The organism is Paenibacillus sp. FSL M8-0212, from assembly GCF_038004645.1.
In the GTDB taxonomy this organism is placed as follows: Bacteria; Bacillota; Bacilli; order Paenibacillales; family Paenibacillaceae; genus Paenibacillus.
In genome coordinates this window covers 1,976,213-2,000,505 of the sequence record NZ_JBBORP010000001.1, presented here as the reverse complement: position 1 = coordinate 2,000,505, position 24,293 = coordinate 1,976,213, and the positions used below count along the sequence as shown (strand labels likewise).

Below are 24,293 nucleotides of genomic sequence, written 5' to 3'. Positions count from 1 at the left end.
CTCACTTGCATAACAAGGCTGAACGTTTGAAAAAAGGAAAAACCCCGGCACCCAAAGCAGGCATTGATCATGGAGATCGCTTGCCACCGGGACAGATGCTGACGGAGAAATTCCCGATTCTGCATGAAGGGGAAGTGCCGGAATATGACTTGTCCACATGGGACCTGAAAGTATTCGGCGAAGTGGAAGAGGAGAAGGTGTTCTCTCTAGCTGAGTTGCAGGCAATGCCTCAGGTGAACACAGTGAGTGATATTCACTGTGTCACACGCTGGTCGAAATTCGATACGCCGTGGGAAGGTATTCGCTTCTCCGATTTTGTAAAACTTCTGGGGGTTAAACCGGAAGCAAAATACGTCATGATCCATGCAGATCATGATTATGAGACAAATGTACCGCTTGAAGAATTGATGCATGATGATGTGCTGCTTGCATTCAAATATAACGGCGAGCCACTAACACCCAAGCATGGTTTTCCACTGCGTATGGTTGTGCCACAACTTTACTTCTGGAAGAGTGCCAAGTGGATACGTGGGCTGGAGTTTATGACAGAAGACCGTAACGGCTTCTGGGAAGTGAACGGTTTCCACCATTTTGCCGATCCGTTCAAGGAGCAACGCTTCTCGGGTGAAGATCTGCCGATTCCGGAAGACGAGTGGACGAAGAAGGAGTTTGATTGATATGTTGATGCCTATTTTGCAGATTCATTCGGAAGACATGCCGGCATACGCCATCGTCTGTGGTGATCCGGCACGTGCGGAGAAGATTTCCCGTAAGCTGGAGCAGGCGAGAGAACTGGCGTTCAGTCGGGAGTATCGTACATTTGTTGGATTGTATGAAGGGGTACAGATCGCTGTGGTCAGCCATGGTGTAGGTTCACCTGGAGCAGCTGTCTGTTTCGAGGAATTGATTCGCGCGGGTGTAACAACTCTGATTCGTGTAGGTACAGCGGGATCGTATACAGCCGATTATCCAGCAGGCAGTGTGATTGTGAGTACAGCCGCTGTTCGTACGGACGGGTTAACTCGCCAACTGGTACCGGATGGTTTCCCAGCGGTAGCGGACATTGGGGTGACACAAGCGTTGATCGAGGCTGCTCGTGAGCAGGGTAGCGCGGATGCTGCGACGTTTGCAGGCAAAGTGGGCGTTGGTATCACCGTAACGCTGGATGCATTCTTTGCAGGCGTGGAAGAGATCCCACACCGCAAGTACAAGCAGGCTGGAGCACTTGCAGCTGAGATGGAAATTGCGGCGCTCTACATCGTCAGCACCTTGCGTGGCGCTCGCGCCGGAGCGATTGTCGCGATCGATGGATTCGCGGACAGCGATCTGGCTGCCGAGTATGATCCGCATACGGATGCGGTTGGACAAGCGGTGGAGCGCGAGATTAATGCAGCGCTACGTGCGCTAGTCGCGCTTGCTCGTAAGGATCAGGCGTAATACGAAACCAGAAATAAATCGAAATCGGTTAAGCGTCCACCTGAGTTGGACTATAAGGAAAAAGGGCATCCTGTAAGGTCATGAATTTGACCAGCGGGATGCCCTTTTTTTTGCGCCTAAAAGAGTTGGGGAATTGTATCGACGATAAGTGTTTCCAGGGATTGTGGGCTTGCTCTGGAAAGGGGGATGTATCCACTTAACGAACTCAGCACGTCTTATTTGTGCGGAAATCGCAAATGTGAAATTCTAACGAATCGTAGGCACGCTAATGCCTGAAAAGGCTCCTTTTTTCCACCCATTTCGATGAATTACCGTGATATAACGTGTCTGTGATTCATTACATTTTCATTCAGCCTATATTTGCCCATATAAGGTGTGTACGATTCGTTAGCTCTGACGCTTGATCCTCGAAGAGAATGATAATGCAGAAAGTGGGCACGTTATATAAAGGAACATCAACCATGAATACGAAAAAGGGAGGACTCTATGATGACACAGAACAATCAACCTCAGGACGAGGCGGAAATTCGCAACAAGCTGGATGAAGACGGGGATTCCTTGATGGAGAAAAAGAAGATTTTGAGCGGAGTAGACATTGAGCCACAGGCGGACGAATGGGCAGCGAAGCCATCACCTGTTGCATTTAATGAAGGAAATGCTTCTTCGAAAAAATAAACAACATGAGCATCACATTCGCTTTGTGGAATGAAAATAAATTTAGCGAAGCAGGTACCCTTATGGTATCTGCTTTTTGGTTGTATAATAATGTAAAATTCAGTAGATGAAAGAGTGATGGGGATGAGTACGGGTACGATTAACATCAGAAAGGCAGAAATGAGGGACTACTCTGGCGTGTCATTATTGATGGACGAACTACACCAGATGCATGTCGAGGGGCGGCCCGATCTATACAGAGCGTTGGAGACGAGAATGGAGGAAAAGGAGTTCACCGAACTGCTGGAAACGGACAAGCGTTATCTGTATGTTGCCGAGTCCTCGGAAACGGGTTTGATTCTGGGTTACGGGAGCGCGCAGTTAAGTGTAATTCAGGATAACCAATTGATGGTGGATCGCAAGATGTTGTACATCCATGAACTTGTAGTGGATACCAAACATCGGGGCCAAGGAACAGGCAAACGGTTACTACAAGCATTCATCGAGCTAGGGAGAGAGCTTCAGGCAGACAGTGTGGAATTATCCGTGTCGACGTTTAACTCTGGCGCACAGGCTTTCTATGAACAGATGGGTCTGGTCGTTCGCAGCAGCAGAATGGAGTATATCTTGTAAGTCGGGACCAGTGGAGCGAAAGGAACGGTGGTATGGAGGGGAGGGAACAAAGGATATGGGAAGTATTAATGAAAAAGAACAACTTAGCGAGAATAGTATTCTGCAATCTTCTGAGGATGTGGAATATCTTGTTCGCAGTGTGCAGAAACTGTTGGAAGAGCCTCACGCAGTAATACAATCTTGGGAAGTTGAACCCATCAATCCGGGACGTCTTAATTTCACCACATCAGGTATTTATCGAATCCGTGGAACAGCTACCGCAGCTGGAACATTACTGTCATGGTCACTTATCTTGAAATGTATTAAACCGGACTCAGCAGAGAAGGAAGATGTTACATACCTTAACTATTGGAAAAGAGAAGCTGAGATATTCTCATCAGGAATACTTGATCATTTGCCGGGACGTATCATAGCTCCGCGTTGTTTCTCTGTACAGCACAGATTGGAGCACACCATTGGGTTATGGATGGAAGATGTGTCTCGTCGTTCGAAGAGTGAGCATGTCTGGCCTCTGGATGATTGGGGATGGATTGCGGAACGCCTTGGTGAGTTTCACGGAGCCTATCTTACGGGAGCCCCATTACCTCAACAAGAATGGATCTGCCCGAGTTGGCTCAAATCATGGGTTAGGGGTTGTCGTCAGTATGCTCCTGCAATCCAAAAGCAAGCCCATTCAATCTGGCAGTGGTTCAACCAATATAACGAGCAGATGGACAAGGTTTTAAATACACTGGACCAATTGCCACGAGTATTGTCACATCAGGATTTGGGGCAAGGCAATATATTTATGCCAACAGAACGTCTGGGTGATAGCGTACTTACTCTTATTGATTGGCAATTCATGAGTATTTCTGGTGTTGGTGAAGAATTAGGAAAGTTATTTGGGGTTAACGCAAGTATGGGTCATATTGCAGCAGAGGACATATTTACAGCTAAAGAGGAAATGTTTGATCGCTACATGCATGGACTTCGGACAGCGGGGTGGATGGGCGATGAAAGACTTGCAAGGTACGGCTACTGTGTCGCCTTTGCAGCTCGAAGTATGTGGGAAGTCCCAGAGTGGTTGAAATGGGTGGAACAGTTCCAGACTGCTTCAGATATTAATGATGAGTTTAATCGGAAAATGAGTGTCCGTAGTCAAATCATTACTCTTCAGATAGAGATGTCATTCGAGGCAGCTAAACTATCTCATGCTCTGTTTAATTAGGAAGTAAATCATCCATTTTTATTAAAATATCAAAACACTCTTGAATACCCCCATGGGGTATGTTACTCTTAGAAAAGAACGAAAGAAAAGGGGTGTTCATGATGGATCATCAGAGCCATCCCGAGGAACCTTTGCAATCCTCCATGTCAGATTCAACGGAAGCTTCGGCTACAGTTCAAGAAGCGGTATCCTGTCATGCCGAGGGCAGTGATGGGAAGCATGTGCGCAAGAGTCACCATTCGCAGGAGATGAAGAGTAACCTGGTTTCTCGTTTGAACCGTGTGGAAGGTCAGATTCGCGGGATCAAGGGATTGATCGAGAAGGATACGTATTGTGATGATGTGCTGACGCAGATCGCGGCGGCTCAGTCTGCTCTTAATTCAGTAGGCAAACTTTTGCTTGAAGGCCATATGAAGAGCTGTATCGTTGAGCGTATTCAGGCTGGTGAACATGAAGTTGTGGATGAACTGCTGGTTACGATGCGGAAGTTAATGAAGTAAGCTGAATCAATTCACCTATTTAATTTATCATTTTAATATACCCCAAGGAGGAATTTAGAATGTCTAATGTTACATTGAACGTTACGGGAATGTCTTGCAATCACTGCGTGAAATCAGTTGAAGAAGCTGTGAAGAATACCGGTGCGAGTGGTAAGGTTGATCTGGCAGCGGGGACAGTAGCGGTGGAATATGATGAGCAGACGGTGAACGTGGATCAGATCAAAGCTGCGATTGAAGATCAGGGATACGATGTAGTCTAACGGGATCACAGGCTTAAACCGAACATGCTCATGGGCGAAAAAGAGGTCAGAGTACCTTTTTCCAAGAGTCAGGTTTAAGCCTAATTTTCTGTCTGATATATACCCCTTGGGGGTATAATGGAATGCAACATACAAAAATTGAATTGACATGAAAGGAGCTGACATGATGGATAACTCAACGAATAAACCAATGGATAGATCATCCGAACCCACACCAATGCCACCTATGGCAGAAGCACCAGGACTAAAGGCAACACTGCACATCACGGGAATGACCTGTGCTGCATGTTCGACGCGAGTGGAGAAGGGATTGACCCGCATGGAAGGGGTACATGAGGCCAATGTGAACCTTGCCATCGAACAGGCAACCGTATCTTATGATCCGAAGACAACCAACGTGAATGCGTTGCGGGATAAAGTAGAGGCGCTTGGCTACGGTACGGTGTCCGAATCAGTTGATTTGAACATCACCGGTATGACGTGTGCTGCCTGTTCTGCCCGGATTGAAAAAGGTCTTTCCCGACTACCGGGGGTATCTCAGGCGAATGTGAATCTGGCGCTGGAAACAGGGCATATCGAATATGCCGCTGGTGCATTGAAACCTTCGGATATTACCGCCAAGATCAAGCAGATGGGATACGGTGCTGAACTGCAATTGACACAAGAAGAGACCACATCGGTTCGTGAACGTGAGCTGCAGCGCAAAAAGTGGAAATGGATGATATCTGCGTTGTTATCGATTCCTTTGCTGTGGGCAATGGTCGGGCATTTCTCGTTCACATCCGGAATCTATGTCCCAGAGCTGTTCATGAACCCTTGGTTCCAGCTGATTCTGGCAACGCCAGTACAGTTCGTGATTGGATGGCAATTCTATGTGGGGGCATACAAAGCCTTACGTAACCGCAGTGCCAATATGGACGTTCTCGTCGCACTGGGTACCAGTGCAGCGTTTTTCTACAGTCTCTATCTGACGTTATCCAGTGGGTACTTACCTTCTACGACGACGATGGATCACGGCGCAATGGGAACGAGCACAGCCGCCATGCCTTCGGTAGAACTCTATTATGAGACAAGTGCAATTCTGATTACGTTAATTTTACTGGGAAAATGGTTCGAAGCTGTGGCGAAAGGTCGCTCTTCACAGGCGATCAAAAGCCTGATTGAACTGGCTCCACGTGAAGCCCGTGTCATCCGTGACGGACAGGAAGTTATGGTTCCTGCCGCATATGTTGCGGTGGGTGACTTGGTTCTGGTGAAGCCGGGTGATAGCATCCCGGTGGATGGTATTGTTGAAGAAGGCCAATCCTCAGTCGATGAATCCATGCTTAGTGGAGAGAGCCTTCCCGTGGATAAAAAACCGGGAGATGCCGTTACAGGTGCTACGCTGAACAAAAATGGGGTATTACGACTTCGTGCGACCCGAGTGGGATCGGACACGGCTTTGTCCCAGATTATTAAAGTAGTCGAGCAAGCTCAGGGCTCCAAAGCACCGATCCAGCGGATTGCAGATGTCATTTCAGGCATATTTGTTCCCATTGTCGTGGGTATTGCCGCGCTGACATTCCTGATCTGGTATCTGTTTGCAAGTCCGGGTGACTTCGCTGGTTCCCTGGAGAAAGCCATTGCCGTGCTTGTTATTGCCTGTCCATGTGCATTGGGACTGGCAACGCCAACCTCCGTCATGGCTGGATCAGGACGTGCGGCTGAATATGGCATTCTGTTCAAGGGGGGCGAACATCTGGAGTCGGCACAACAGATTCAGACCGTGGTGCTCGACAAAACAGGTACAGTAACCCAAGGTAAACCCGTCCTTACTGATGTTGTTACGGCTCCGAATTGGACGGAATCCGATCTGCTTGAGCGAGTGGGAGCGGCAGAACAGAGTTCCGAGCATCCGCTGGCAGAGGCGATTGTTGCGGGTATACGTGCCAAGGGTCTGGAGTTAACCCCAACAGAGAAGTTTGAGAACATACCGGGATACGGCGTGCGAGCTTCATTAAAAGGGCAGGAAATTCTGGTCGGCACACGGCGGTTGCTTGCGGATGAACAGGTGAATGTCTCAGAGGAAACCGTTCAGCAGATGAACCGACTGGAAGAGCAGGGACGTACAGCGATGTTGGTTGCGGTGGATGGTCAGTGGGCAGGGATTGTGGCTGTGGCTGATACCATCAAGGATACTTCTCGTGAAGCCATCGGTCGTCTTCAGGCGATGGGGATCGATGTCATTATGATCACGGGAGACAATGAGCGGACTGCTCGCGCTGTAGCAGAACAGGCAGGGATCGGTAAAGTTCTGGCTGAGGTGCTGCCGGAAGGCAAAGCCGCGGAAGTGAAGAAACTTCAGGAGAGTGGCCTGAAAGTCGCGATGGTAGGTGACGGCATTAATGATGCTCCGGCACTCGCTACTGCTGATATTGGGATGGCCATCGGAACAGGAACGGATGTAGCGATGGAAGCAGCGGATATTACATTGATGCGTGGTGATCTGAACAGCATTGCAGATGCGATTGAGATGAGTCGGCGCACGATGGGTAACATCAAACAAAACCTGTTCTGGGCACTCGGATACAATGTTATTGGTATTCCCATTGCGGCAGTTGGCTTCTTGGCTCCATGGCTGGCAGGGGCGGCGATGGCGTTCAGCTCCGTGTCGGTTGTCCTGAATGCGCTGCGTCTGCAACGCATGAAGCTAAATAGAAACGGCTGACCAACTTTTGTTTGGAGATATATCCAACGCCTCATTGTAATAAAGTGAGGATAATAAATGCACGGTTCGCTGCAGCGGGCCGTGTTTTTTGTTAAGAAAACAGAGTTTGAATCGCCAGACAAGAGCGGCCTCAATTGTTGGTATAGATTTTCTTTTCTACAGAGAAATGATAGCATAATACTCTTTTGTGAAAACGAATCAATTGCATTCATGAATAAAGCTTATATTTTCTGAATTTTTCAAAAAATGAGTTGACAATATGGACATATTCACATAAAATTTAAACGATCGTTTGATTCAAACAACTGTTTAAATCAAATTAGAACTATTTGAGTAATGGAGGACACCTTTTATGTTACAGGCTTTACGTACATTGTTTAAAAAACCGCCAGTGATTGTAGGGATCGTAACAGCACTTATGTTTCAAGTGATCTTTAGCGTGATCTGGATGACCGCATATTCTGGAGTAAATGACCGTACGAAAGAATTGACGGTTGCGATTGTGAATGAGGACGGCGAAATGTCCAAAGGAATTGCAGACTCGCTCACAGGAACACTGCCTTTCCACACCGTATCCAATCTGAGTGCGGCTGAAGCGTTGGATCAGCTGAATCATCACAAAGTACACATGGTGCTGGATATCCCGGCTGGGTTTAACGAATTGCTTCAGACGGCTGGCTCCACCGCGGAGATTAAATACACCATTAATGAAGCGAACCCGGTTACGATTAAAAGCATGATGCAAGGTGTATCACAAAGTGTGACAAACACGATTAACAAACAAGCTACAGCACAAGGGGTACAGACGGTGTTGACTGCTTCAGGCGCTCCTGCCGAACAGGCTGCTGAAGCCGCGACAAACCTGACTACCCGAGTAGAAGGAACGACAACGTCCATCAACCCGGTTAACGGGATGAATAATCAGATGGTGCCGATGATGATGGTACTGGCTTCCTATGTAGGTGCCATGATCATGGGGATGAACCTCCAGACAGCCATGGGTATGCTGTCATCTACCTATTCCCGATTGACTTTGTTTGGCGCGAGAGTAGTCATTAACGCGGGTTCTGCATTGGTCGTTTCCTTGCTGGGATCTTCACTGATTGTGGCACTGGGAGGACAGATTGCACAAGGATTCGTTGCATTCTGGTTGTTCCAGGCGCTCTTCCTGTGCACGTTCATGTTCTTCTCCCAGTTCTTCCTGATCTGCTTCGGACCTGCAGGAAGTCTGTTCAACATCATCTCACTGTCCTTGCAACTGGTATCTTCCGGTGCAATGGTACCGCGTGAATTGCTGAACAGCTTCTATAGCGGCATTGGGCAGTACCTGCCTGCAACATACGCCGTACAGGGTATTCTGAGCGTGCAGTTGGGAGGCCCGGGGGTTCAGTCTGCTGCGGGATCTATCGTGATTGTACTGTTGGTTGCCGTTGCGTTGTCTCTGGTCGTGACGTTGTTGAAAAAACAACGCATGCCAGCTATGGCTCCAAGCCCTGCTCAAGCAAACAACTAATACAACAGATGCATACCATTGCATCATAGGATAGGACAAGCACCCCGATGATTTTCATCGGGGTGCTTGGTGTAATATAATAGACAGATGAGTCGCTGGCTGCAGTCCTTGAGCTGGAGCGAATGAGATGAACGGACAAGAGGGAGCGGGACGGAATGACGGAACCGGAGTTGGATATCAAAACGAGGATATTGCTTGCAGCCAAGAAGCTTTTTGCACGGCAGGGGTATGACGGGACGAGTGTTCGTCAAATATGTGATGAGGCAGGTGCCAATGTGTCGTTGGTGTCTTATCATTTTGGCGGCAAAGAAAAGGTGTTCGAAGCGTTATTTGAGCATTTTTTCCCTGGGCATATGATGAACGCGCTGGCTGAAGAGTCCGTGTCCTCGCCTGTGGAAGGTATCCGCCGAATTATTGGTGAAGTTGTGAAGTTCACGATGACGGATCGGGAGATGAGCGATATTGTGCAGCTTGAAATTACACTGCGTACACATCGCACAGCTACCGTATTTCGTTTTTTGGACCCCGTCTGGACCCGAGTTAGGGAACTGCTGCAAGAGGGTAAGGATCAGGGATTGTTCCAGGTCGAGTCCGTATCTTATGCGATGCTTCAGGTTATGGGCGTGGCTTTGGCGCACAAACGGGCCAAGAATTCACGATTTGGCTTTGATTATCAGGATATGAATACAGACGAGCTCGCTGAGCAGACGATTGAGTTCGTACTTCGAGGATTGGGAGTGAACCAACATGAATGAAACCATTGAGTTGATGATGAAACACCGTTCTGTACGCAAATTCAAGCCAGACCCGGTAAGTGAAGAGCAGCTTGCAGCCATCGTAGCGGCTGGGCAGATGGCTTCCTCTTCAAGTAGTGTGCAAGCATATACTGTAATTGCTGTGACTGACTTAGAGCAAAAAGCCAAGCTGGCTGAATTGGCAGGCAATCAGGCCTACGTCAATGAATGCCCGGTGTTTCTCGTATGGTGTGCTGATCTGTATCGACTGAGTGATGCTGCGAAACGTCATCTTCCTGAAAAGGAATCGTACGCCGATTCAACCGAGAATTTCATGGTAGCCACGATTGATGCTGCATTGGCTTCCCAGAATGCTGCTCTTGCAGCAGAGTCGCTTGGTTTTGGAATCGTATATATCGGCGGGCTTCGGACTCGGATTGAGGAAGTCGCTGAGCTGTTGGGATTGCCGGAGGGCGTATATCCGGTGTATGGCATGTGTATTGGTGTTGCAGATCAGGAAACGGGAATTCGACCACGTCTGCCACTGGATGCAGTCTTGCATCGTAATCGTTATAATGCCGAGCAGAGCATCAAAGGTGTTGAGCAGTATGATGTGACAACGACGGCGTACATGAAAGCACGGACTAACGGTGAACGAACGACTCCATGGTCCGAACTGATGGCGAAGCGCCTGACTGAGCCGACAAGGTTGCAAGTGAGACCGTTCCTGGAAGGCAAAGGATTTTTGAAGCGTTAAGTTGAACTGAAGGTAGTTACACTTGCCACTCCGATGACAGAACAACCTTCCGATCGCTGTTATCCCCAGATTTTTTGATCCAATTTTTGTGAAGGTGAAAATCTAGCGATAGCGTATGCTTCCGAAGTAGCTTTCTTTCAGAAAGCTTTTAGGCGACCGCTCTTGCTTCCTCAGGTTATTTCTGTCCTCTACGTTCCTGTGTAAAAATTCAGTTCAACTGATATATATAGTAAATTAGAAGTCAGTCGGAGCGAAACCGACTGGCTTCTTTGTGCTGTGTTTGCTGCTACCTGATTGTACTTAAGTTAAGCCATAGAAACGCTTTGTGTTCTGATAAAAGAGACGGGCGGCCCGCTCGGTTCCCATGCCAGTGATCTCACTCCATGCCTGGATGACCTGTCTGGTCATGGCAGGGTGTGTCATTCGTCCCTGAAATGGCCCTTCGAAGGGCCAAGGTCCGTCGGTCTCGGCCATCACTTGTTCTGATGGATATTGCCGGGCGAGTTCACGAATCTCTTCTTCATACCGAATATCCGGCGTGAAGGAAATGAAATAACCGTTGTCCGCCATGCGCCTCACGGTTTCGCGAGATCCTTTGAACCAGTGGAAATGAGCACGTCGGAACTGATACTGCTCCAGCAGATCACAGACGATATCCGCATCTTCGTATACCGCATGAAGGACAAGTGGTTTGTTGTGCTTTTTGGCGAGCTGGATGAAACGTTCAAGCAGCTTGATATACCCGCTCTGATCTAAGCGCTGCCCTGCCTGTTCCGCTTCCAGACGGTTGTAATAGGGAAGGCCGACTTCTCCTATTGCTATGGCTTGTCCCATATGCTTCTCGATCCATTGGAAGAACAGGTCCATTTCTTCAGCGGACGGCAGTTCCTGTTCCGGATGGAAACCGAAGGCTGGATAGATGGTGCGTGGATGTTGTTTTGCAATCTCCAGATTGGCCTGGGCAGAAGCGAGATTCATGGACACGGCAATGACTGCTTCGACCTGCTGAGACGGGAAAGATAGCAGCATCTCGCTTTGTTCGTCAGGGGTATACTGATCGAAGTGAATATGAGCATCAATTAATGGTGCAAAAGCTTGAGAATGCACGAGGGAATTCCTCCTTGTGTTCATTTATATTCTAACTATGTTACGCAGAATTCCTTGTAGTGGATCACCCATTAAAGGAAAATAATAACTTAAAAACCCGCGCTATCAAGATAGGCGGGCTTTCTGCTGTTCTTCTCTCATCCACTGTGAAATCTGCCGTTTACGCTCCAGAAAAGCGGATTCCTCCGTAATTTCTTCTCGTCTTGGGCGATCAAAAGGAACATGTACCTCGTGCAACACTGTTGCAGGTCGGTTGGATAACACATAGACCCGATCCGCAAGCAGCAGTGCTTCTTCGATATTATGGGTGATGAACAGCACCGAGCGGCGGTTCTGTTCCCAGATATCGAGCAGCCAGCGTTGCATGTCGCTACGTGTCAGTGCATCCAGCGCGCTGAAAGGTTCATCCAGCAGCATGAGTTCCTGCGGACTGAGCAGGGCACGCAGAAATGCAGCACGCTGCTGCATTCCGCCAGACAGCATATGAGGGTATGCTTGCTCAAACCCGGCAAGACCCACGCTGCTTAACCACTTACGAGCTTCCGCAAGAGCTTCAGCCCGAGGAGGAGCGCTTGAAGCTACTTCACCAGCAAGTAGTACATTATCTTCAATGGTACGCCAAGGGAAAAGAGCAGGCTGTTGTGGCATATAACTAATCTTGCCACGTTGGCCCGTCACATCGAGACCATTCATCAGCACTTGCCCTTCCTGAGGCTTCAGCAGACCGCCGATGATATGGAACAGGGTGCTTTTGCCGCAGCCAGAAGGCCCAACGATAGCGACAAACTCGCCTTGCTCCACAGTCAGGGACAGGCCGTTCAGAACCGGTAACCTGCTCCGCCGTTCACGGAATGATGCATGAACATTAACAACGTCCAGTGCAGGTGGAACCGGAGCAGGAGCAGTATTGGCAGGTCGATTAGGGGTAGCCAGGTGAAGCTTTTCACCATGCTTTGGCTCCATTGTGTGTGCTCCTCGTCCAGGCTGGAATTGTTCGTCCTGTTGCCGATTCATATGGTCATCACTTCCTAATATACAGATTACTTGCTTACTACCGCTTCTGTGGCCGCCAGCGCACGAGCAGCTTCTCCAGAAGGGCAATGAACAGGAAGAGCAGCAAGCTGAGCGCGACAATAATCATGATCGCCACGAATAGACGATCGGTGCGATAAGCCGACTTTTGCAGCATCATATAATAACCAATACCCTTGTCTGCACCAATCCATTCGGCGATGATGGCACCCATCACGCTATAGGTAGCGGCAATTTTGACACCGGAGAACACGGATGGCAGCGCATGGGGGAGCTCCAGCTTCCAGAAGATATGGTGACGTTTCGCACCAGCCATGCGCATATAGTTCATCATCGCGGCGTCAGTACGGGTCAAGCCATCCATGGCCGCCACTGCAACGGGGAAGAAGCAGACCAGGATGATCGTAATCAGCTTGGGCAACAGCCCGAATCCAAACCAGATTAACAGGAGCGGCGCGAGCGCGATGGTTGGGATATTTTGACTAAGGATAAGTAAAGGATACAGGGCCGACTTGAGAAAAGGGACTAAATGTAGCACCATCGCAATCAGTAATCCAACCGCTGTTCCAGCGGCGAATCCGATCAGCGTTAACTGAATGGTTGCGGAGGCGTGCATGCCAAGCCGCTCGGCCTGGGTTGCCGCTTCGCGGGCGATGTCGGACGGTGCAGGCAGCATCCATTTCTCAATATGGAAGAGGGAGACGGCTCCCTGCCATATCGCTATAAAGAGAATAACCGCCACAAAGGGCGGCCATACACTTTTGAAATAGGCAGGCATTAGCGATACTTCTCCGTCAGGGTATCCATGCTGAAGCCAGCAGGGCTATGGGCGATTTTGATCTGGGAGATGATGCTTGGGCTGCCAGCCTCCACGAGTACCTCGTGCATTTTACGGACAACCTCCAGCAGTTCCTCCAGTTCCCCCTCCATCGTGGTGTCGAGCGCGTTCACCTGATATTTCAGGCCGGATTGCTGAATAACTTCAATGGCGCGATCAACGTAAGGATAAGAATTCTCGCCATTTGGCGTTTTCGGGATAACCTGAATACTAAGTAGTGTGCTTGCCATGAGAGATCACGGCTCCTTTCGTGATAAATTGCATGAATTGAACCAGGTTTACACTTATCACTCCGATTGCAGTACCCTCTTCCGATCGCTGTTATCCCCAGATTTCTTGAATCCATTTTCAATGGGGAAATCCGGGGATAAAGGCGAACGCTTCGCTTCTTCAGATGGGTTCTGCACTCTTCGTTCTTGTGTAAAAAAGTTAAACTTAAGCAATTTTTATTGGGGTAAAAACTCGTTTGTATATGCTTTGCTCACATCGATCTGTTCATCCAGCAGTTTTTTGCTAAACATCCAGTCGGTGTAGTTCTGCCATACTTCCTGCTTTTGCTCACCCCAACGCGGGGCGTCATCTGTGTACTTGGGACTAAGCCATTTCTGGCTTGCCAGTACGAGGTCTTTATCTAGGTCCGGGACGGCCTTGATCAGAATATTCGCTGCGTCTTCGGGATGATCGATCGCATATTGATATCCTTCTGAAGTGGCTTTCAGGAATGCTTTCACCAGCTCAGGGTCGTTTTGGATCGTCTGCTCGTTTGTTACGAGGACAGGCGTGTAATAATCCAGTGCATCTGAATAATCCTTCACATATAACATGTCGATCGGTTCCCCGCGTAGTTCGGCTTCAATCCCCGTCCAAGCGTAGAAAATCCACGCGAAATCAATATCCCGTTTCACTGCGGTGAAAAAGTCGGCATCACCCATGTTAATGTTTTTCACTTTGGATACATCGGCTCCGTCGCCTTCCATAATGGATTGCATCACGGCTTCTTCCACTGGGGAACCCCAACCGCCATAGGTTTTGCCTTCAAAATCTTTCGGTGATTTGATATTCCGATCCGCCGGAGCAGCGAACCCGGATGTATTATGCTGAATAACTGCTGCGATGGAGACGAGAGGAACATCCTGTGTGCGGGCTTGAGTTACACTCTCCTGATAACTTACGCCAAAAGGCACTTCGTTCGATGCAACCATCGTATCTGCGCCACCGGCACCTGGTTGTACAATCTCCACGTTTAAGCCTTCGGCCTTGTAAAAACCTTGATCTACAGCCGCATACAGGCCGGTATGATTCGTATTTGGTGTCCAGTCGAGCACCACTTTAATATCTTTCAGGGCGGCAGTGTCACCTTCGTTGCTGCTTTCCGTATTTGTGTTGCCGTTCTGCCCAGCTGGGGCAGCTTCTTTGCCACCACATGCGGCTACAGTCACCATAAGCACGCATAAGAGCAACAATCCCATCGTTTTACGCCATTTCATCTTTGATTCTCTCCTTCGGTATGTCCGGCCGAGTGGCACGGGGTACTCCTTGGCTTCATATCCAATCATCTTGCATAAATCAAAAGATTTATACCAGTTGAGATCCGGATGACGTTATTTTTGAACGAAAATAAAACGTCCATCGATGTCATTCAAGGAAGCCAGACCGCGTTTAGCGGCAGTTTTTCTTGCAATATCAGAAAGGTGATGCTTCCAAACTTTTACTTTCTGATATAACAAAAAAAGCGTCCCGTAATCCGGGACGCGTGCAGGCGTTAGAGAGGTGGCGTTCAGCCATAGGGCTGTGCCATTTCGATATACTCCGATTCCTACGCTGGCATGATCCAGATCAGGTCTAAGGGTTAGTATCTTGGTGGGATACACTCTCAGCCGGCCAATTCCGACTCCCCTGGGAAACTATGAAGTTACGGGCATTACTAGGTGTAATTATAGGCCAGCAGGTGGAACGTGTCCAGTCAGGAACTGGATGGGGACACGTATGAACTTATCAAACAGACCGTTATACATATGTATAACGGTCTGTTTGGATGTGTTATTTTCATTAATTATCGTGGCGAATCATATAAGGAAATCTGACTGAGTGCAAAAGCATCGGATTTTGGGTCATAGCCTACCTGTTTCTGAGTGGTTTCCAGATTCAATCGTTTAAACCGATTATTCGAGATCCCATGCAGTATGGTGAAGGGTTCCAGATCAGTAGTTGTAATTGCTTTGAACATCAAATCACACAAGTCAGCCGGACTAATATACGCGCTCACATCCCTTGCCTCCAGCACGGGTCCGTCCGGTTGAAAATCATCATATGCACCTATACGTATTGCTACACTTTGTAAACCTTCGGTATACGCAAAATAGGAAGCGAGTGATTCTCCAAAACATTTGCTAACCCCGTACAAATTCCGTGGGCGTGTTGGCATGTCCGGATAGACTTGAGCATCAATGGGATACCCCTCAATCGTCTGTGCACTGCTTGCAAGAATGACTCTTCGTACACCTTGGTCTTTAGCTGCACGGAATACATTAAATGTACCTTTGATATTGATATCCAACAACGATTCATAGAATCCGGCATGCGGGGAAGGGTCTCCCGCCAGATGTACAACCACATCCATGCCTTCGCATGCATGCTGACAGGCTTCGGGGTCTGTCACATCCAGTGTCATGATCTCATGACGGGTTTCTTGATACGTTTGCAGTCTGTCGGTATTCAAATCCGTTAGTCGCAGGTGATATGCTTCTGACAAGTATTGGGACAAATCACGTCCAATTTTCCCGGCTGCGCCCGTAATTAAAATGTTCATGAAATCAACTCCAATTCTTAGCGCTGGAAGAACTCAATCCATTCCTTTTCAGGTCCATAGATGAAGAAGTAGCGGTAACCGTTAGGCAGTGTGATAATCTCTCCATCGATAAATTCGGCTTCGGTGGCTTGGATGCGTTTGTACTCAGAATCAAGATCATCCACGTGGATCGCAAAATGGTGCACCGTACCTTCGGAAGGCAGCTTGTCGCTGTATCCTTGAATTAACTCAATCTCAGTCTCGTTACTTCCATTGAAGCCGAGGAAGGCAAGCTGAATAACGCCGTTGGTATGCGTCACCCGGTCTTTCAGTTCCAATCCAACAACCTCTGTGTAGAAACGCAGCGTGGTCTCCAGATCACGAACGGCAATGCCAACGTGGTCAATGCGCTTTTGAAAACTCATAATTATATTCCTCCAAATGTAGTAAATTCTCTACCATTTTAAGGGATATCATAGGGCTGTACTACGAGGTTGTCAAATCGGATTTTAATTTGGAAAAACCATAAATGTTCACATAATGTTCACTTATGTGGAGGGTTTCCTCATCTCTATAATTACGAAGGTAAACAGAGAGGATGAGAGAATTGCCAGCAAGCAAGAAGGAACAAATTATTTTCGGATTAATGATGTGTACAGGAATGGTCTTGGTCATGATGTTCTTCAATCTATGGCACAGTGGGTTACTCGGCAAGATGTCCCCGCTTGAGATACTGCTTCAATTCATATTATGTTTTGTCATCGCGTTTCTGGTGGAGTCTTTCATTGTTGGCCCTGTGGCGAGAAAGATTGCATTCTCCTTGCCCTTCGACAAGTCCAACAAGATTTTGGGTGTGCTTGCTATGTCATTTTTTATGGTGATTGGCATGGTACTGATCATGTCCATGTATGGAATGATCTCGGCATATCTCGCGGATCAATTAAGTGGGTCATTCGTACTCCGTACGTACCTTCATACAATCGCTCGTAACTTCAGCCTGGCGCTTCCATATCAATTGATCATTTTGGGGCCACTCGTCCGATATGTATTTGGTAAATTCATCAAGGACAACGGGCCCGTAATGCCTGTCGTTAACAAAAGTGTGTGATTCACCCAGACCCAAAGTATTTCCTGGGCAATCTTGTGCAAAAGAATAGGTCGCATGATCACCTTTCATGAAAGGTGATCAGAGAGGCAAAGATAGGGCACTTCCCACCATGATAACAGTGCTAACGAATCGAGGACGCCTTATTAGGCGAGTTTTTAGGGAATGAAAAATCTAACGAATCTCAGCGGCGTTATTATGCAAAAAACCTCCAACGAGACCTTGAATTTTAGATAATTACCTATAATAACGTCTCTAGGATTCGTTAGATTTCAAATATCCTGAAATGCAGATAAATAGCGTGTGCTAGGTTCGCTAGAACAGAGTAACGCTACAAAAAAATGTCCATCGCCAATTCATGGCGGTGGACATCTCAATCTCTATAATAGGTATTCTATTTCTGATTCTAATTCTCAGGTTCAGGCCTGCATCGACACATAACTGTTAAGTCGCTGTATCTACCACATATTTGTTCTGCCATTGATACGTGATCACGCTAATAACAAGCAGGCCAACTGCAAATATCGCAAGCATCCATGCAGATTGATTAACCGCCAGATGATCCAGACTCCATCCCGTGGTCAAAGGCAGAATGGCACCGCCAACCCCACCTGAGGCAATCAAAATACTGGGTGTGGATTCTTCGGTTCCGGGCAGCAGTTTACTGGCGAAGACAAGGGCAATAGAGAAAATGCCTGACATCGCAAGTCCAAGCAGCAAGATGATGAGAAATGCAGACCAGATTTGGTTTGTAAATGGAAATACCATTAACAAAAGAACAGATGCGAGACAACTGTACAGAACGTAGACGCGGTATTGGAATTTCTCTGCGACATACCCGGCGAAGAGTCGTCCTACGGACATGGCAATCCAGAAACAGGTGACACTAAGCGCTGCTCCGGCTTCTTTCATGTTCATTTTCTCAATCAGAATCGCTGGCATGAAGTTCGCAAGACTCATCTCGGTGCCAACATATAGGAAGAAGAACAGGACGAATAACACCAGAAGAGTTCTGTTACGGCCACGATAGGTTGGACTGGGTGTACTTGCAGATGCGGGATGCATCTCACCCGATGTCCCAGCGGTGTGGGCATGTACTGAACTTTTATTTGAACTCTGTCGCTCCAGAAACTTATCGAGTTCACCGAATGATCCTTTTGCCCAGAAAACAAAGGTCAGCGCTGCGCAGATCGCAACAACGAGAAAGGAAAGGCGCCAGTATCCGGCAGCAATCAGACCGCTGGCAATGAGCGGCATGACCATCGCCCCGATCCCGAATAACACCTCCAGTCGACTCATGGCAACGGCTGTATTGTCTTTGATTGCAGCAATGATAATGGTTCCAATAACAGCTTCAACCATTCCGAATCCAAAGCCGGCTGCGGGTGCAATGACGTACATCCAACCCCATGGTGGCAGCAGCATATAGGATAATTCTGCAATACAGAGCAACGCTGTGGCGATTAACAGGCCTCCCCGTTTACCAAAGCGTCTGTTCAGCCATGGAGATAACAATACACCACCGAGGAATCCGGCAAATTGAGCAAAGATCAGCGTCCCGCCCTGACTATAATCTTTGCCGTAATGTTCAAGTGCAACCGGCAGAATGGAACCGAGCACAACGTGGGCAAGTCCAATCAGGAAATAGGACAGACATCCGATCCAAAGTAATTTTTTCATAAAGAACTCCTTCTACTTATATACATAATTGACGATCACAATAAAGCGCAATCTTGAAGACAAAGTCTATCATAACAGGACGTGTTAAGTTGTGCCATGAATTCCTGGTCGATACAAAAGGTTGCAATTTGGTCCGGCGTTCATATATACTGAGACACAACAATTACAGATCGGACCATGCCGTTGAAGAGAATCCAACTCGGAGGCGTTTTCGCCAGGGGAGCGATATTTCCCCAAGTTAACCGGAACCGCCCGTTATCGCGGACCAAGAGGCTGGAAGCAGGATATCCTGATTCAGCAAGTTGGGTGGCACCGCGAGCAGAGCGCTCCTCGTCCCAAGGGATGAGGGCGTTCTTTGCATTTTTACAGCCAAAGGAGACGGTGACCATGTTGGAAATGAAGTGGATTCGTGCACATGAAGAAGAGGTTCAGGCGGCAGCAGACGGGAAAAAAATTAATATCAGCATTCGCACATTGCTGGAGCGGGATGAGGAACGCAGAGCACTTTTGCAGGAATCGGAAGAAGGGCGCAGGTTGCGCAATACGTTATCTGCAGACATTGGCAGACTCATGCAAGCTGGGGATCGGGAACAGGCCGAGGGTTTGCGGGCTCAGGTGAAACAGATCAATGAACAGTTGGAACAGGTGGAAGCGAAGCTCGCCCCTGTGCAGGAGGAAGTAACCAAGCTGCAATGGCTGGTACCCAATATCGTATCTCCGGATACCCCGAAAGGCACGTCGGATGCGGATAATGTGGAGCTGCGACGTGTGGGAGAGGTGCCAACGTTCGAGTATAACACCAAAGATCACGTGGAACTTGGGGAATTGCATGATCTGATCGATATTCCCCGTGGAGTTAAGATTGGTGGTACGCGAAGTTATGTATTAAAGGGCGCAGGTCTGTTATTACATCGGGCAGTACAACAACTTGCGCTGGATCTGTTGCTGAAGTATGGCTTTACACCAATGGAGGTTCCGCTGATGGTCAGGGAGGATGCGCTGGTGAACACCGGATTCTTCCCAACTGGTCGAGATCAGGTCTATGAACTCGAAGGGGAGAACAAGTGGCTGGTGGGAACTTCTGAAGTGCCGCTGGTATCGTATTATGCAGATGAGATTGTTGATGTTAAGGATCCGGTGAAGCTGGCTGCGGTATCGACGTGTTTCCGCAGTGAGGTTGGCTCCGGCGGACGTGATGTGCGCGGATTGTACCGTGTGCATCAGTTTGCCAAAGTCGAGCAGGTCATCCTCTGTGCCCCTGATGCGGCAGAATCGGAGCGCATGCTGCAAGAGATTACGGGACACGCCGAGGAATTGCTGCAATTACTTGAACTGCCTTATCGTGTTGTCGCTGTGTGTACCGGGGATATGTCGCAGAAAACGTACAAACAGTATGACATCGAGACCTGGATGCCGAGCCGCGGTGCATATGGAGAAACGCATTCGTCGTCGAATTTGCATGATTTTCAGGCTCGCCGTTCGAATATTCGTTGCCTGGATGCCGAAGGTAAGTTGGCCTATTGTCACACGCTGAATAATACGGCGGTAGCGTCGCCGCGTATCCTGATACCTTTGCTTGAGAATCATCAGCAGGAGGATGGAAGCATTCGCATTCCGGCAGCCCTGCGGCCCTATATGGGCGGGGCCGAGAGCTTGATTTTGCCAGAGCAGGATGAAGTGAATTAGAAAGGTTAGTTAACGCTCTAGTAATTCAAAAAGGGGATGTTCCAAACGTCATATTGCATGTGACGATGGACATCCCCTTTTCAACGATAACACTATTTAACGAACCGATCTCCTACTATGTTGTGCCAAATATAACTGATGGTTAGTGCTCGGACCTAAGATATAGCTTTCTTAATCAGAATTTTCTTCGTTTATGTAAATAAATAAAATTATTTTTTACATGTTAATGCAGCTTCCATTCACGCTCGTTAATGATTTCAATTTGTCCAGATTCAAGGGCTTTTTTGAAACGATTGCGGGCTGTTTTCATCAATAGAACCATTTCGTCTTCAGGACGAATCTTGGTGGATGTCGAAGTGACTATAGCTTTCATACGTTTACGGTTATTTTTAGGTGAAACCATATCAAGCAAATTCTTTTCGATCATACATACCCCACCCCCATCTTTTAGGTTTATTAAAACAGTATTACGCGGCCTTCCCATATTATGAAAATCATGAATTGTTCCAAGACTCTCACTTACGACATTCAACTTTATGCAATTCATATCCGATATAATATAATAGAAGTAAAATATTGGATTATGGGAGTTGGGAATTAAAAATGAATAGAATCAAACTGGCGCTTCGAGGCACGCTTGCTCTAATTACGGCATTGACCGTACTAGTCCCTTCGTTGGCCTTGGCGGCTACCGGTGACGTGAAATCGATTGAAATAACCAATAACAGCCCGCAGAAGATGAGTGTTTCCGAAACAGCTGCGCTTCAGGTGATGGCAACGGTAGAAGGTTTTGATAACAAGCAGGATGTTACCGAAGGCGTGACTTGGTCCACCAGTAATGCAGCAGTCGCGACGATGGTGAAAGGTAAAGTCAAGGCTGTGGCCGCGGGCGAAGCAACGATTTTTGCAGAGGTAGACGGGGCAAAAGCCCAGTTGGTTGTGCAGGTGCAGGAGAAGATCAAAAGCATCAAAGCTTCACCGAACTCCTATAATTTTGTTAAAGGCAGTGAGAGTACCCTTCCCAAAGTAAGCATTACCCGTGCAAATGGTAAGGAAGAGGATGTAACGTCTGAGATCGTATGGTCGGTATCAAGTGCTTCGGCTGTGTTGGAAAACGGTAAAATCAAAGGTGTTACGCCTGGCAGAGTATTGCTTCAAGGCAAATACGGAACAACGATTGTGAAAGTCCCCGTTGCTGTGACGGATGAGATTACCAAAGTTGAAGTCACTCCTGCCACAATGCAGTTGAACATCAAGAAGTCCAAAGCGTTGAAGGTGATTGGCACCTACGCAAACGGCAAAACGATTAACCTTTCGAAACAAATCATATGGACCTCCTCCAATACAAATGTAGCTATCGTGAAAAATGGAGCAGTTAAAACGCTGACAGAAGGACAAGCCACCTTGACAGGAACTTATCAAAATCAGACAATAAAGGCAGAGGTTACCGTTGTACCTTTGCTCAAAAAGTTGATTACTGGCCAGAAAAAACTGGTTTTGTCCCCGCAGGGAAGTACAACGCTGAGTGTGATGGCCCAGTATGATACGGGCAAGACCACTGTTGTGACCAACAGCGCGGTATGGAGTAGCACAAAGCCGGGCGTAGCGACAGTAACAAATGGCAAGATCGTGGCTGTAGGCAAAGGTAAAACGTCTATCACGGCCAAGTGGGGCAACAAAAAAGTGACGATCCCTGTTACGGTAAAATAAATCTTCATATAATAAAGCATCTTGCATGATCCAAAATTTAGTTTCAGTACATGACATCGTTAAAATCATCAATATCATCAAGGTAACAGACAACCAAGGGGCGTAAACATACGCTCCTTTTTTGGATATATAGAAATATGTATCTGGGATGCCTTCCGCTAGAACAACATTATAACGGGATGGGATGAATATGAAAGCTTCGATTATAAGCTCAGGCGCTAACTCTAGTGATCTGGCTTACCTGAAATATCTTCTTTTATCCCTAAGTTCCACACTTACATTTCAACGGAGTACTACGATTGAGCGCATGAAGCAACGCACCTATGAAAAATACAGAGAAGGTTACCATTTAAAATGTCATGGTGAAGAGGAGGTGCCTGAATGAAAGATCCAATGCAACCGGAAAATTGGCCTGCCTGGGCGACAGAGTCGGTAGAGATTGCTCCGGCCAACCCCAATTGGGATGCGCAGGCTCAGGATGAAATCCGGCAACTCAAACACTTTTTACAGCAGTTTAATATCCATCAATTCGAACATATCGGAAGCACATCCATTCCAGGGTTGCCCGCCAAACCCATTATTGATCTGATGGCAGAGGTACAGTCCTGGGATGACATGGATCTGATTGCCGATCAGCTGAATCCGTTGGGCTGGAACTATGTTCCGCCTGAACTGGATGGCCGGGATTATCGACGATTCTGGGTGAGAGTTAAGGATGGCAAGAGAGCTGTACACCTTCATCTGATGCGCCCGGGAGAGGACCGTTGGGATCGTCAAATTCGGTTTCGGGATGTGCTGAGAAAACGCCCAGATCTGGTGGAAGCTTACGCCGTCCTAAAGACGAAGCTTGCTGATGAGAATAAGGAAGACAGGGAATCGTATACCGCTGCCAAAACGCAATTTATTTTACAAGTGCTTGATGAAGGCTTGTGATCAATTGAAAAGCGTACATATCAGAGAAAGGCTGATCTATTTCCTCGCAGTCATGATGACCATGGCGGCAGGACTCGCATCCAGACACTTTGGTGATCGATTGCCGGATTGGGTGCATGAACATTCCGGAGATGCATTATGGGCGGGCATGATTTATTTCGGAGTGCGCATGGTGTGGCCTCGTCGCAGCTTGGTATGGGCGATGAGTTTGAGCTGTGTATTCAGCTGGATGATTGAGTTCTCACAGTTGATTCAGACGCCTTGGCTGATTGAGATACGCTCAACCGTATGGGGTGCTCTTGTTCTGGGACATGGGTTTCTGGTGATTGATCTGATTCGATATACGGTCGGTATTCTGTGCATGGTTATGATAGATCGTTATTTCCTGAGAAATAAGATGGCTGGATCCTGAATTCAAGTGAATCATGGAGGTGCGCTGATGAATGTAGAAAAACTTTTTGCCGAATCGCCCGAATTCGAAACACAGCGGTTAAAGCTTAGACGCCTTGCGATGGATGATCTTGAAGATTATTATGCATTTGCCTCTGATCCGCTAGTGAGTCAGCAAAGCTTGTGGAACTGCCATGAGTCAGTGGAGGATTCAATTCAATATATTCAGCGAGTACTGGATAATTATGAACGAAAAACGGTACATATCTGGGCTTTTGTTTTAAAGGAAACAGAGACCTTGATCGGGAGGGGTGGCATTTTTCATCTCAACGAACCCATGCAGAGTGCTGAACTGGGGTACGCGATAGCCAGCAGTCAATGGGGTAAGGGGCTTGCAGCAGAAGCGATGCAACCTATCGTGGATTATTGCTTTCGGGAATTGGACTGCAATCGGCTGGAGGGCAAATGTAATGCAGGCAACATAGGCTCTGCACGTGTCATGGAGAAGCTGGGCATGTCGTACGAAGGTTTGTTACGCAAACAGTTGAAGATCAAAGGTGTATTTACGGATCAAAAAGTGTACTCCCGTATCCGGGATGATCTATAATACTTCCAATGACAC

At 47.8% G+C, this 24,293-nt stretch carries 26 protein-coding genes and 1 riboswitch; of the genes, 17 read left to right on the top strand and 9 right to left on the bottom strand.

The genetic code is table 11. The features are described 5' to 3' along the window. Positions 1-5 precede the first annotated feature (5 nt). From MKX68_RS08810 to nfsA, 11 genes are all read left to right on the top strand, one after another. On the top strand, positions 6-677 hold the full coding sequence (locus MKX68_RS08810) for a sulfite oxidase-like oxidoreductase (protein WP_340910878.1): 672 nt from the start codon (positions 6-8) through the stop codon (positions 675-677). A gap of 1 nt (position 678) precedes the next feature. Beyond that, positions 679-1,437 (top strand): nucleoside phosphorylase, encoded by a 759-nt coding sequence (locus tag MKX68_RS08805; protein ID WP_340910876.1) that lies wholly within the window; start codon positions 679-681, stop codon positions 1,435-1,437. A 489-nt stretch (positions 1,438-1,926) separates the two neighbouring features. Continuing rightward, complete coding sequence (locus MKX68_RS08800) at positions 1,927-2,112, top strand: hypothetical protein (protein WP_017691007.1); 186 nt, start codon at positions 1,927-1,929, stop codon at positions 2,110-2,112. Between the two features lie 123 nt (positions 2,113-2,235). Then, positions 2,236-2,724 carry a GNAT family N-acetyltransferase gene (locus MKX68_RS08795; RefSeq protein ID WP_339190130.1) on the top strand — a complete coding sequence of 163 codons (489 nt, stop codon included), beginning with the start codon at positions 2,236-2,238 and terminating at the stop codon, positions 2,722-2,724. A 55-nt stretch (positions 2,725-2,779) separates the two neighbouring features. Beyond that, entirely contained in the window at positions 2,780-3,931 is a 1,152-nt protein-coding gene (locus MKX68_RS08790; RefSeq protein ID WP_340910872.1) for a phosphotransferase, read from the top strand. Positions 3,932-4,074: 143 nt separating this feature from the next. Next, positions 4,075-4,431 (top strand): metal-sensitive transcriptional regulator, encoded by a 357-nt coding sequence (locus MKX68_RS08785; protein ID WP_074096703.1) that lies wholly within the window; start codon positions 4,075-4,077, stop codon positions 4,429-4,431. 59 nt (positions 4,432-4,490) lie between these two features. Continuing rightward, complete coding sequence (locus tag MKX68_RS08780) at positions 4,491-4,691, top strand: copper ion binding protein (protein ID WP_017691004.1); 201 nt, start codon at positions 4,491-4,493, stop codon at positions 4,689-4,691. Between the two features lie 217 nt (positions 4,692-4,908). After that, a complete protein-coding gene (locus MKX68_RS08775; RefSeq protein WP_340915341.1) occupies positions 4,909-7,398 on the top strand; it encodes a heavy metal translocating P-type ATPase in 2,490 nt (829 codons plus the stop codon). 352 nt (positions 7,399-7,750) lie between these two features. Then, entirely contained in the window at positions 7,751-8,911 is a 1,161-nt protein-coding gene (locus MKX68_RS08770) for a YhgE/Pip domain-containing protein (protein WP_340910868.1), read from the top strand. A 155-nt stretch (positions 8,912-9,066) separates the two neighbouring features. Continuing rightward, complete coding sequence (locus tag MKX68_RS08765; protein ID WP_340910866.1) at positions 9,067-9,666, top strand: TetR family transcriptional regulator; 600 nt, start codon at positions 9,067-9,069, stop codon at positions 9,664-9,666. Then, a complete protein-coding gene (gene nfsA / locus MKX68_RS08760) occupies positions 9,659-10,402 on the top strand; it encodes an oxygen-insensitive NADPH nitroreductase (RefSeq protein ID WP_340910864.1) in 744 nt (247 codons plus the stop codon). Before MKX68_RS08765 ends, nfsA begins: the two co-directional genes overlap by 8 nt. 300 nt (positions 10,403-10,702) lie before the next feature. Here the strand turns inward: nfsA and MKX68_RS08755 are convergent, their stop codons facing one another. The 7 genes from MKX68_RS08755 to MKX68_RS08725 form a co-directional block, all read right to left on the bottom strand. Beyond that, the gene (locus tag MKX68_RS08755) at positions 10,703-11,533 is read right to left on the bottom strand and encodes a TatD family hydrolase (RefSeq protein ID WP_340910862.1); all 831 of its coding nucleotides are present in this window, start codon (positions 11,531-11,533) and stop codon (positions 10,703-10,705) included. A gap of 81 nt (positions 11,534-11,614) precedes the next feature. Continuing rightward, on the bottom strand, positions 11,615-12,523 hold the full coding sequence (locus MKX68_RS08750) for an ABC transporter ATP-binding protein (protein ID WP_340910859.1): 909 nt from the start codon (positions 12,521-12,523) through the stop codon (positions 11,615-11,617). Positions 12,524-12,560: 37 nt separating this feature from the next. Next, a complete protein-coding gene (locus MKX68_RS08745; RefSeq protein WP_340027796.1) occupies positions 12,561-13,319 on the bottom strand; it encodes an ABC transporter permease in 759 nt (252 codons plus the stop codon). Next, on the bottom strand, positions 13,319-13,609 hold the full coding sequence (locus MKX68_RS08740; protein WP_127551654.1) for a thiamine-binding protein: 291 nt from the start codon (positions 13,607-13,609) through the stop codon (positions 13,319-13,321). The genes MKX68_RS08745 and MKX68_RS08740 overlap by 1 nt, the downstream gene beginning before the upstream one ends. Before the next feature lie 216 nt (positions 13,610-13,825). After that, entirely contained in the window at positions 13,826-14,866 is a 1,041-nt protein-coding gene (locus MKX68_RS08735; RefSeq protein WP_340910856.1) for an ABC transporter substrate-binding protein, read from the bottom strand. Between the two features lie 308 nt (positions 14,867-15,174). Then, positions 15,175-15,287: riboswitch (TPP riboswitch) on the bottom strand. A 145-nt stretch (positions 15,288-15,432) separates the two neighbouring features. Further along, complete coding sequence (locus tag MKX68_RS08730) at positions 15,433-16,188, bottom strand: NAD-dependent epimerase/dehydratase family protein (protein ID WP_340910853.1); 756 nt, start codon at positions 16,186-16,188, stop codon at positions 15,433-15,435. Between the two features lie 17 nt (positions 16,189-16,205). Further along, positions 16,206-16,592 carry a VOC family protein gene (locus MKX68_RS08725; protein ID WP_338590338.1) on the bottom strand — a complete coding sequence of 129 codons (387 nt, stop codon included), beginning with the start codon at positions 16,590-16,592 and terminating at the stop codon, positions 16,206-16,208. A gap of 173 nt (positions 16,593-16,765) precedes the next feature. Between MKX68_RS08725 and MKX68_RS08720 the strand changes: the two genes are divergently transcribed. Beyond that, positions 16,766-17,275 carry a hypothetical protein gene (locus tag MKX68_RS08720; RefSeq protein ID WP_338590340.1) on the top strand — a complete coding sequence of 170 codons (510 nt, stop codon included), beginning with the start codon at positions 16,766-16,768 and terminating at the stop codon, positions 17,273-17,275. Between the two features lie 441 nt (positions 17,276-17,716). Here the strand turns inward: MKX68_RS08720 and MKX68_RS08715 are convergent, their stop codons facing one another. Next, a complete protein-coding gene (locus tag MKX68_RS08715; RefSeq protein ID WP_340910847.1) occupies positions 17,717-18,952 on the bottom strand; it encodes an MFS transporter in 1,236 nt (411 codons plus the stop codon). A gap of 387 nt (positions 18,953-19,339) precedes the next feature. On the opposite strand from MKX68_RS08715, the gene serS reads away from it, so the two are divergent. Continuing rightward, positions 19,340-20,638, top strand: coding sequence for a serine--tRNA ligase (gene serS / locus MKX68_RS08710; protein WP_340910844.1), 1,299 nt, complete (start codon positions 19,340-19,342; stop codon positions 20,636-20,638). Between the two features lie 223 nt (positions 20,639-20,861). On the opposite strand, the gene MKX68_RS08705 is transcribed toward serS, so the two are convergent. Next, a complete protein-coding gene (locus MKX68_RS08705; RefSeq protein WP_062837211.1) occupies positions 20,862-21,065 on the bottom strand; it encodes a hypothetical protein in 204 nt (67 codons plus the stop codon). A 176-nt stretch (positions 21,066-21,241) separates the two neighbouring features. Here MKX68_RS08705 and MKX68_RS08700 point away from each other — a divergent pair, with 176 nt between their 5' ends. From MKX68_RS08700 to MKX68_RS08685, 4 genes are all read left to right on the top strand, one after another. After that, positions 21,242-22,348, top strand: a complete 1,107-nt coding sequence (locus MKX68_RS08700) for an Ig-like domain-containing protein (protein ID WP_340910841.1) — start codon at positions 21,242-21,244, stop codon at positions 22,346-22,348. A 381-nt stretch (positions 22,349-22,729) separates the two neighbouring features. Beyond that, positions 22,730-23,281, top strand: a complete 552-nt coding sequence (locus MKX68_RS08695; protein ID WP_340910840.1) for a GrpB family protein — start codon at positions 22,730-22,732, stop codon at positions 23,279-23,281. Positions 23,282-23,333: 52 nt separating this feature from the next. Then, entirely contained in the window at positions 23,334-23,693 is a 360-nt protein-coding gene (locus MKX68_RS08690) for a ribosomal maturation YjgA family protein (RefSeq protein WP_340910838.1), read from the top strand. A gap of 27 nt (positions 23,694-23,720) precedes the next feature. Next, a complete protein-coding gene (locus MKX68_RS08685) occupies positions 23,721-24,278 on the top strand; it encodes a GNAT family N-acetyltransferase (RefSeq protein WP_036673183.1) in 558 nt (185 codons plus the stop codon). The last annotated feature ends 15 nt before the right edge of the window (positions 24,279-24,293 follow it).

Bases quoted from the DNA above. Each gene is read 5' to 3' on its own strand.
- MKX68_RS08805 (WP_340910876.1), top strand. From the start codon at position 679: ATGTTGATGCCTATTTTGCAGATTCATTCGGAAGACATGCCGGCATAC.
- MKX68_RS08800 (WP_017691007.1), top strand. From the start codon at position 1,927: ATGACACAGAACAATCAACCTCAGGACGAGGCGGAAATTCGCAACAAG.
- MKX68_RS08795 (WP_339190130.1), top strand. From the start codon at position 2,236: ATGAGTACGGGTACGATTAACATCAGAAAGGCAGAAATGAGGGACTAC.
- MKX68_RS08790 (WP_340910872.1), top strand. From the start codon at position 2,780: ATGGGAAGTATTAATGAAAAAGAACAACTTAGCGAGAATAGTATTCTG.
- MKX68_RS08785 (WP_074096703.1), top strand. From the start codon at position 4,075: ATGTCAGATTCAACGGAAGCTTCGGCTACAGTTCAAGAAGCGGTATCC.
- MKX68_RS08780 (WP_017691004.1), top strand. From the start codon at position 4,491: ATGTCTAATGTTACATTGAACGTTACGGGAATGTCTTGCAATCACTGC.
- MKX68_RS08775 (WP_340915341.1), top strand. From the start codon at position 4,909: ATGCCACCTATGGCAGAAGCACCAGGACTAAAGGCAACACTGCACATC.
- MKX68_RS08770 (WP_340910868.1), top strand. From the start codon at position 7,751: ATGTTACAGGCTTTACGTACATTGTTTAAAAAACCGCCAGTGATTGTA.
- MKX68_RS08765 (WP_340910866.1), top strand. From the start codon at position 9,067: ATGACGGAACCGGAGTTGGATATCAAAACGAGGATATTGCTTGCAGCC.
- nfsA (WP_340910864.1), top strand. From the start codon at position 9,659: ATGAATGAAACCATTGAGTTGATGATGAAACACCGTTCTGTACGCAAA.
- MKX68_RS08755 (WP_340910862.1), bottom strand. From the start codon at position 11,533: ATGAACACAAGGAGGAATTCCCTCGTGCATTCTCAAGCTTTTGCACCA.
- MKX68_RS08750 (WP_340910859.1), bottom strand. From the start codon at position 12,523: ATGAATCGGCAACAGGACGAACAATTCCAGCCTGGACGAGGAGCACAC.
- MKX68_RS08745 (WP_340027796.1), bottom strand. From the start codon at position 13,319: ATGCCTGCCTATTTCAAAAGTGTATGGCCGCCCTTTGTGGCGGTTATT.
- MKX68_RS08740 (WP_127551654.1), bottom strand. From the start codon at position 13,609: ATGGCAAGCACACTACTTAGTATTCAGGTTATCCCGAAAACGCCAAAT.
- MKX68_RS08735 (WP_340910856.1), bottom strand. From the start codon at position 14,866: ATGAAATGGCGTAAAACGATGGGATTGTTGCTCTTATGCGTGCTTATG.
- MKX68_RS08730 (WP_340910853.1), bottom strand. From the start codon at position 16,188: ATGAACATTTTAATTACGGGCGCAGCCGGGAAAATTGGACGTGATTTG.
- MKX68_RS08725 (WP_338590338.1), bottom strand. From the start codon at position 16,592: ATGAGTTTTCAAAAGCGCATTGACCACGTTGGCATTGCCGTTCGTGAT.
- MKX68_RS08720 (WP_338590340.1), top strand. From the start codon at position 16,766: ATGAGAGAATTGCCAGCAAGCAAGAAGGAACAAATTATTTTCGGATTA.
- MKX68_RS08715 (WP_340910847.1), bottom strand. From the start codon at position 18,952: ATGAAAAAATTACTTTGGATCGGATGTCTGTCCTATTTCCTGATTGGA.
- serS (WP_340910844.1), top strand. From the start codon at position 19,340: ATGTTGGAAATGAAGTGGATTCGTGCACATGAAGAAGAGGTTCAGGCG.
- MKX68_RS08705 (WP_062837211.1), bottom strand. From the start codon at position 21,065: ATGATCGAAAAGAATTTGCTTGATATGGTTTCACCTAAAAATAACCGT.
- MKX68_RS08700 (WP_340910841.1), top strand. From the start codon at position 21,242: ATGAATAGAATCAAACTGGCGCTTCGAGGCACGCTTGCTCTAATTACG.
- MKX68_RS08695 (WP_340910840.1), top strand. From the start codon at position 22,730: ATGAAAGATCCAATGCAACCGGAAAATTGGCCTGCCTGGGCGACAGAG.
- MKX68_RS08690 (WP_340910838.1), top strand. From the start codon at position 23,334: ATGATGACCATGGCGGCAGGACTCGCATCCAGACACTTTGGTGATCGA.
- MKX68_RS08685 (WP_036673183.1), top strand. From the start codon at position 23,721: ATGAATGTAGAAAAACTTTTTGCCGAATCGCCCGAATTCGAAACACAG.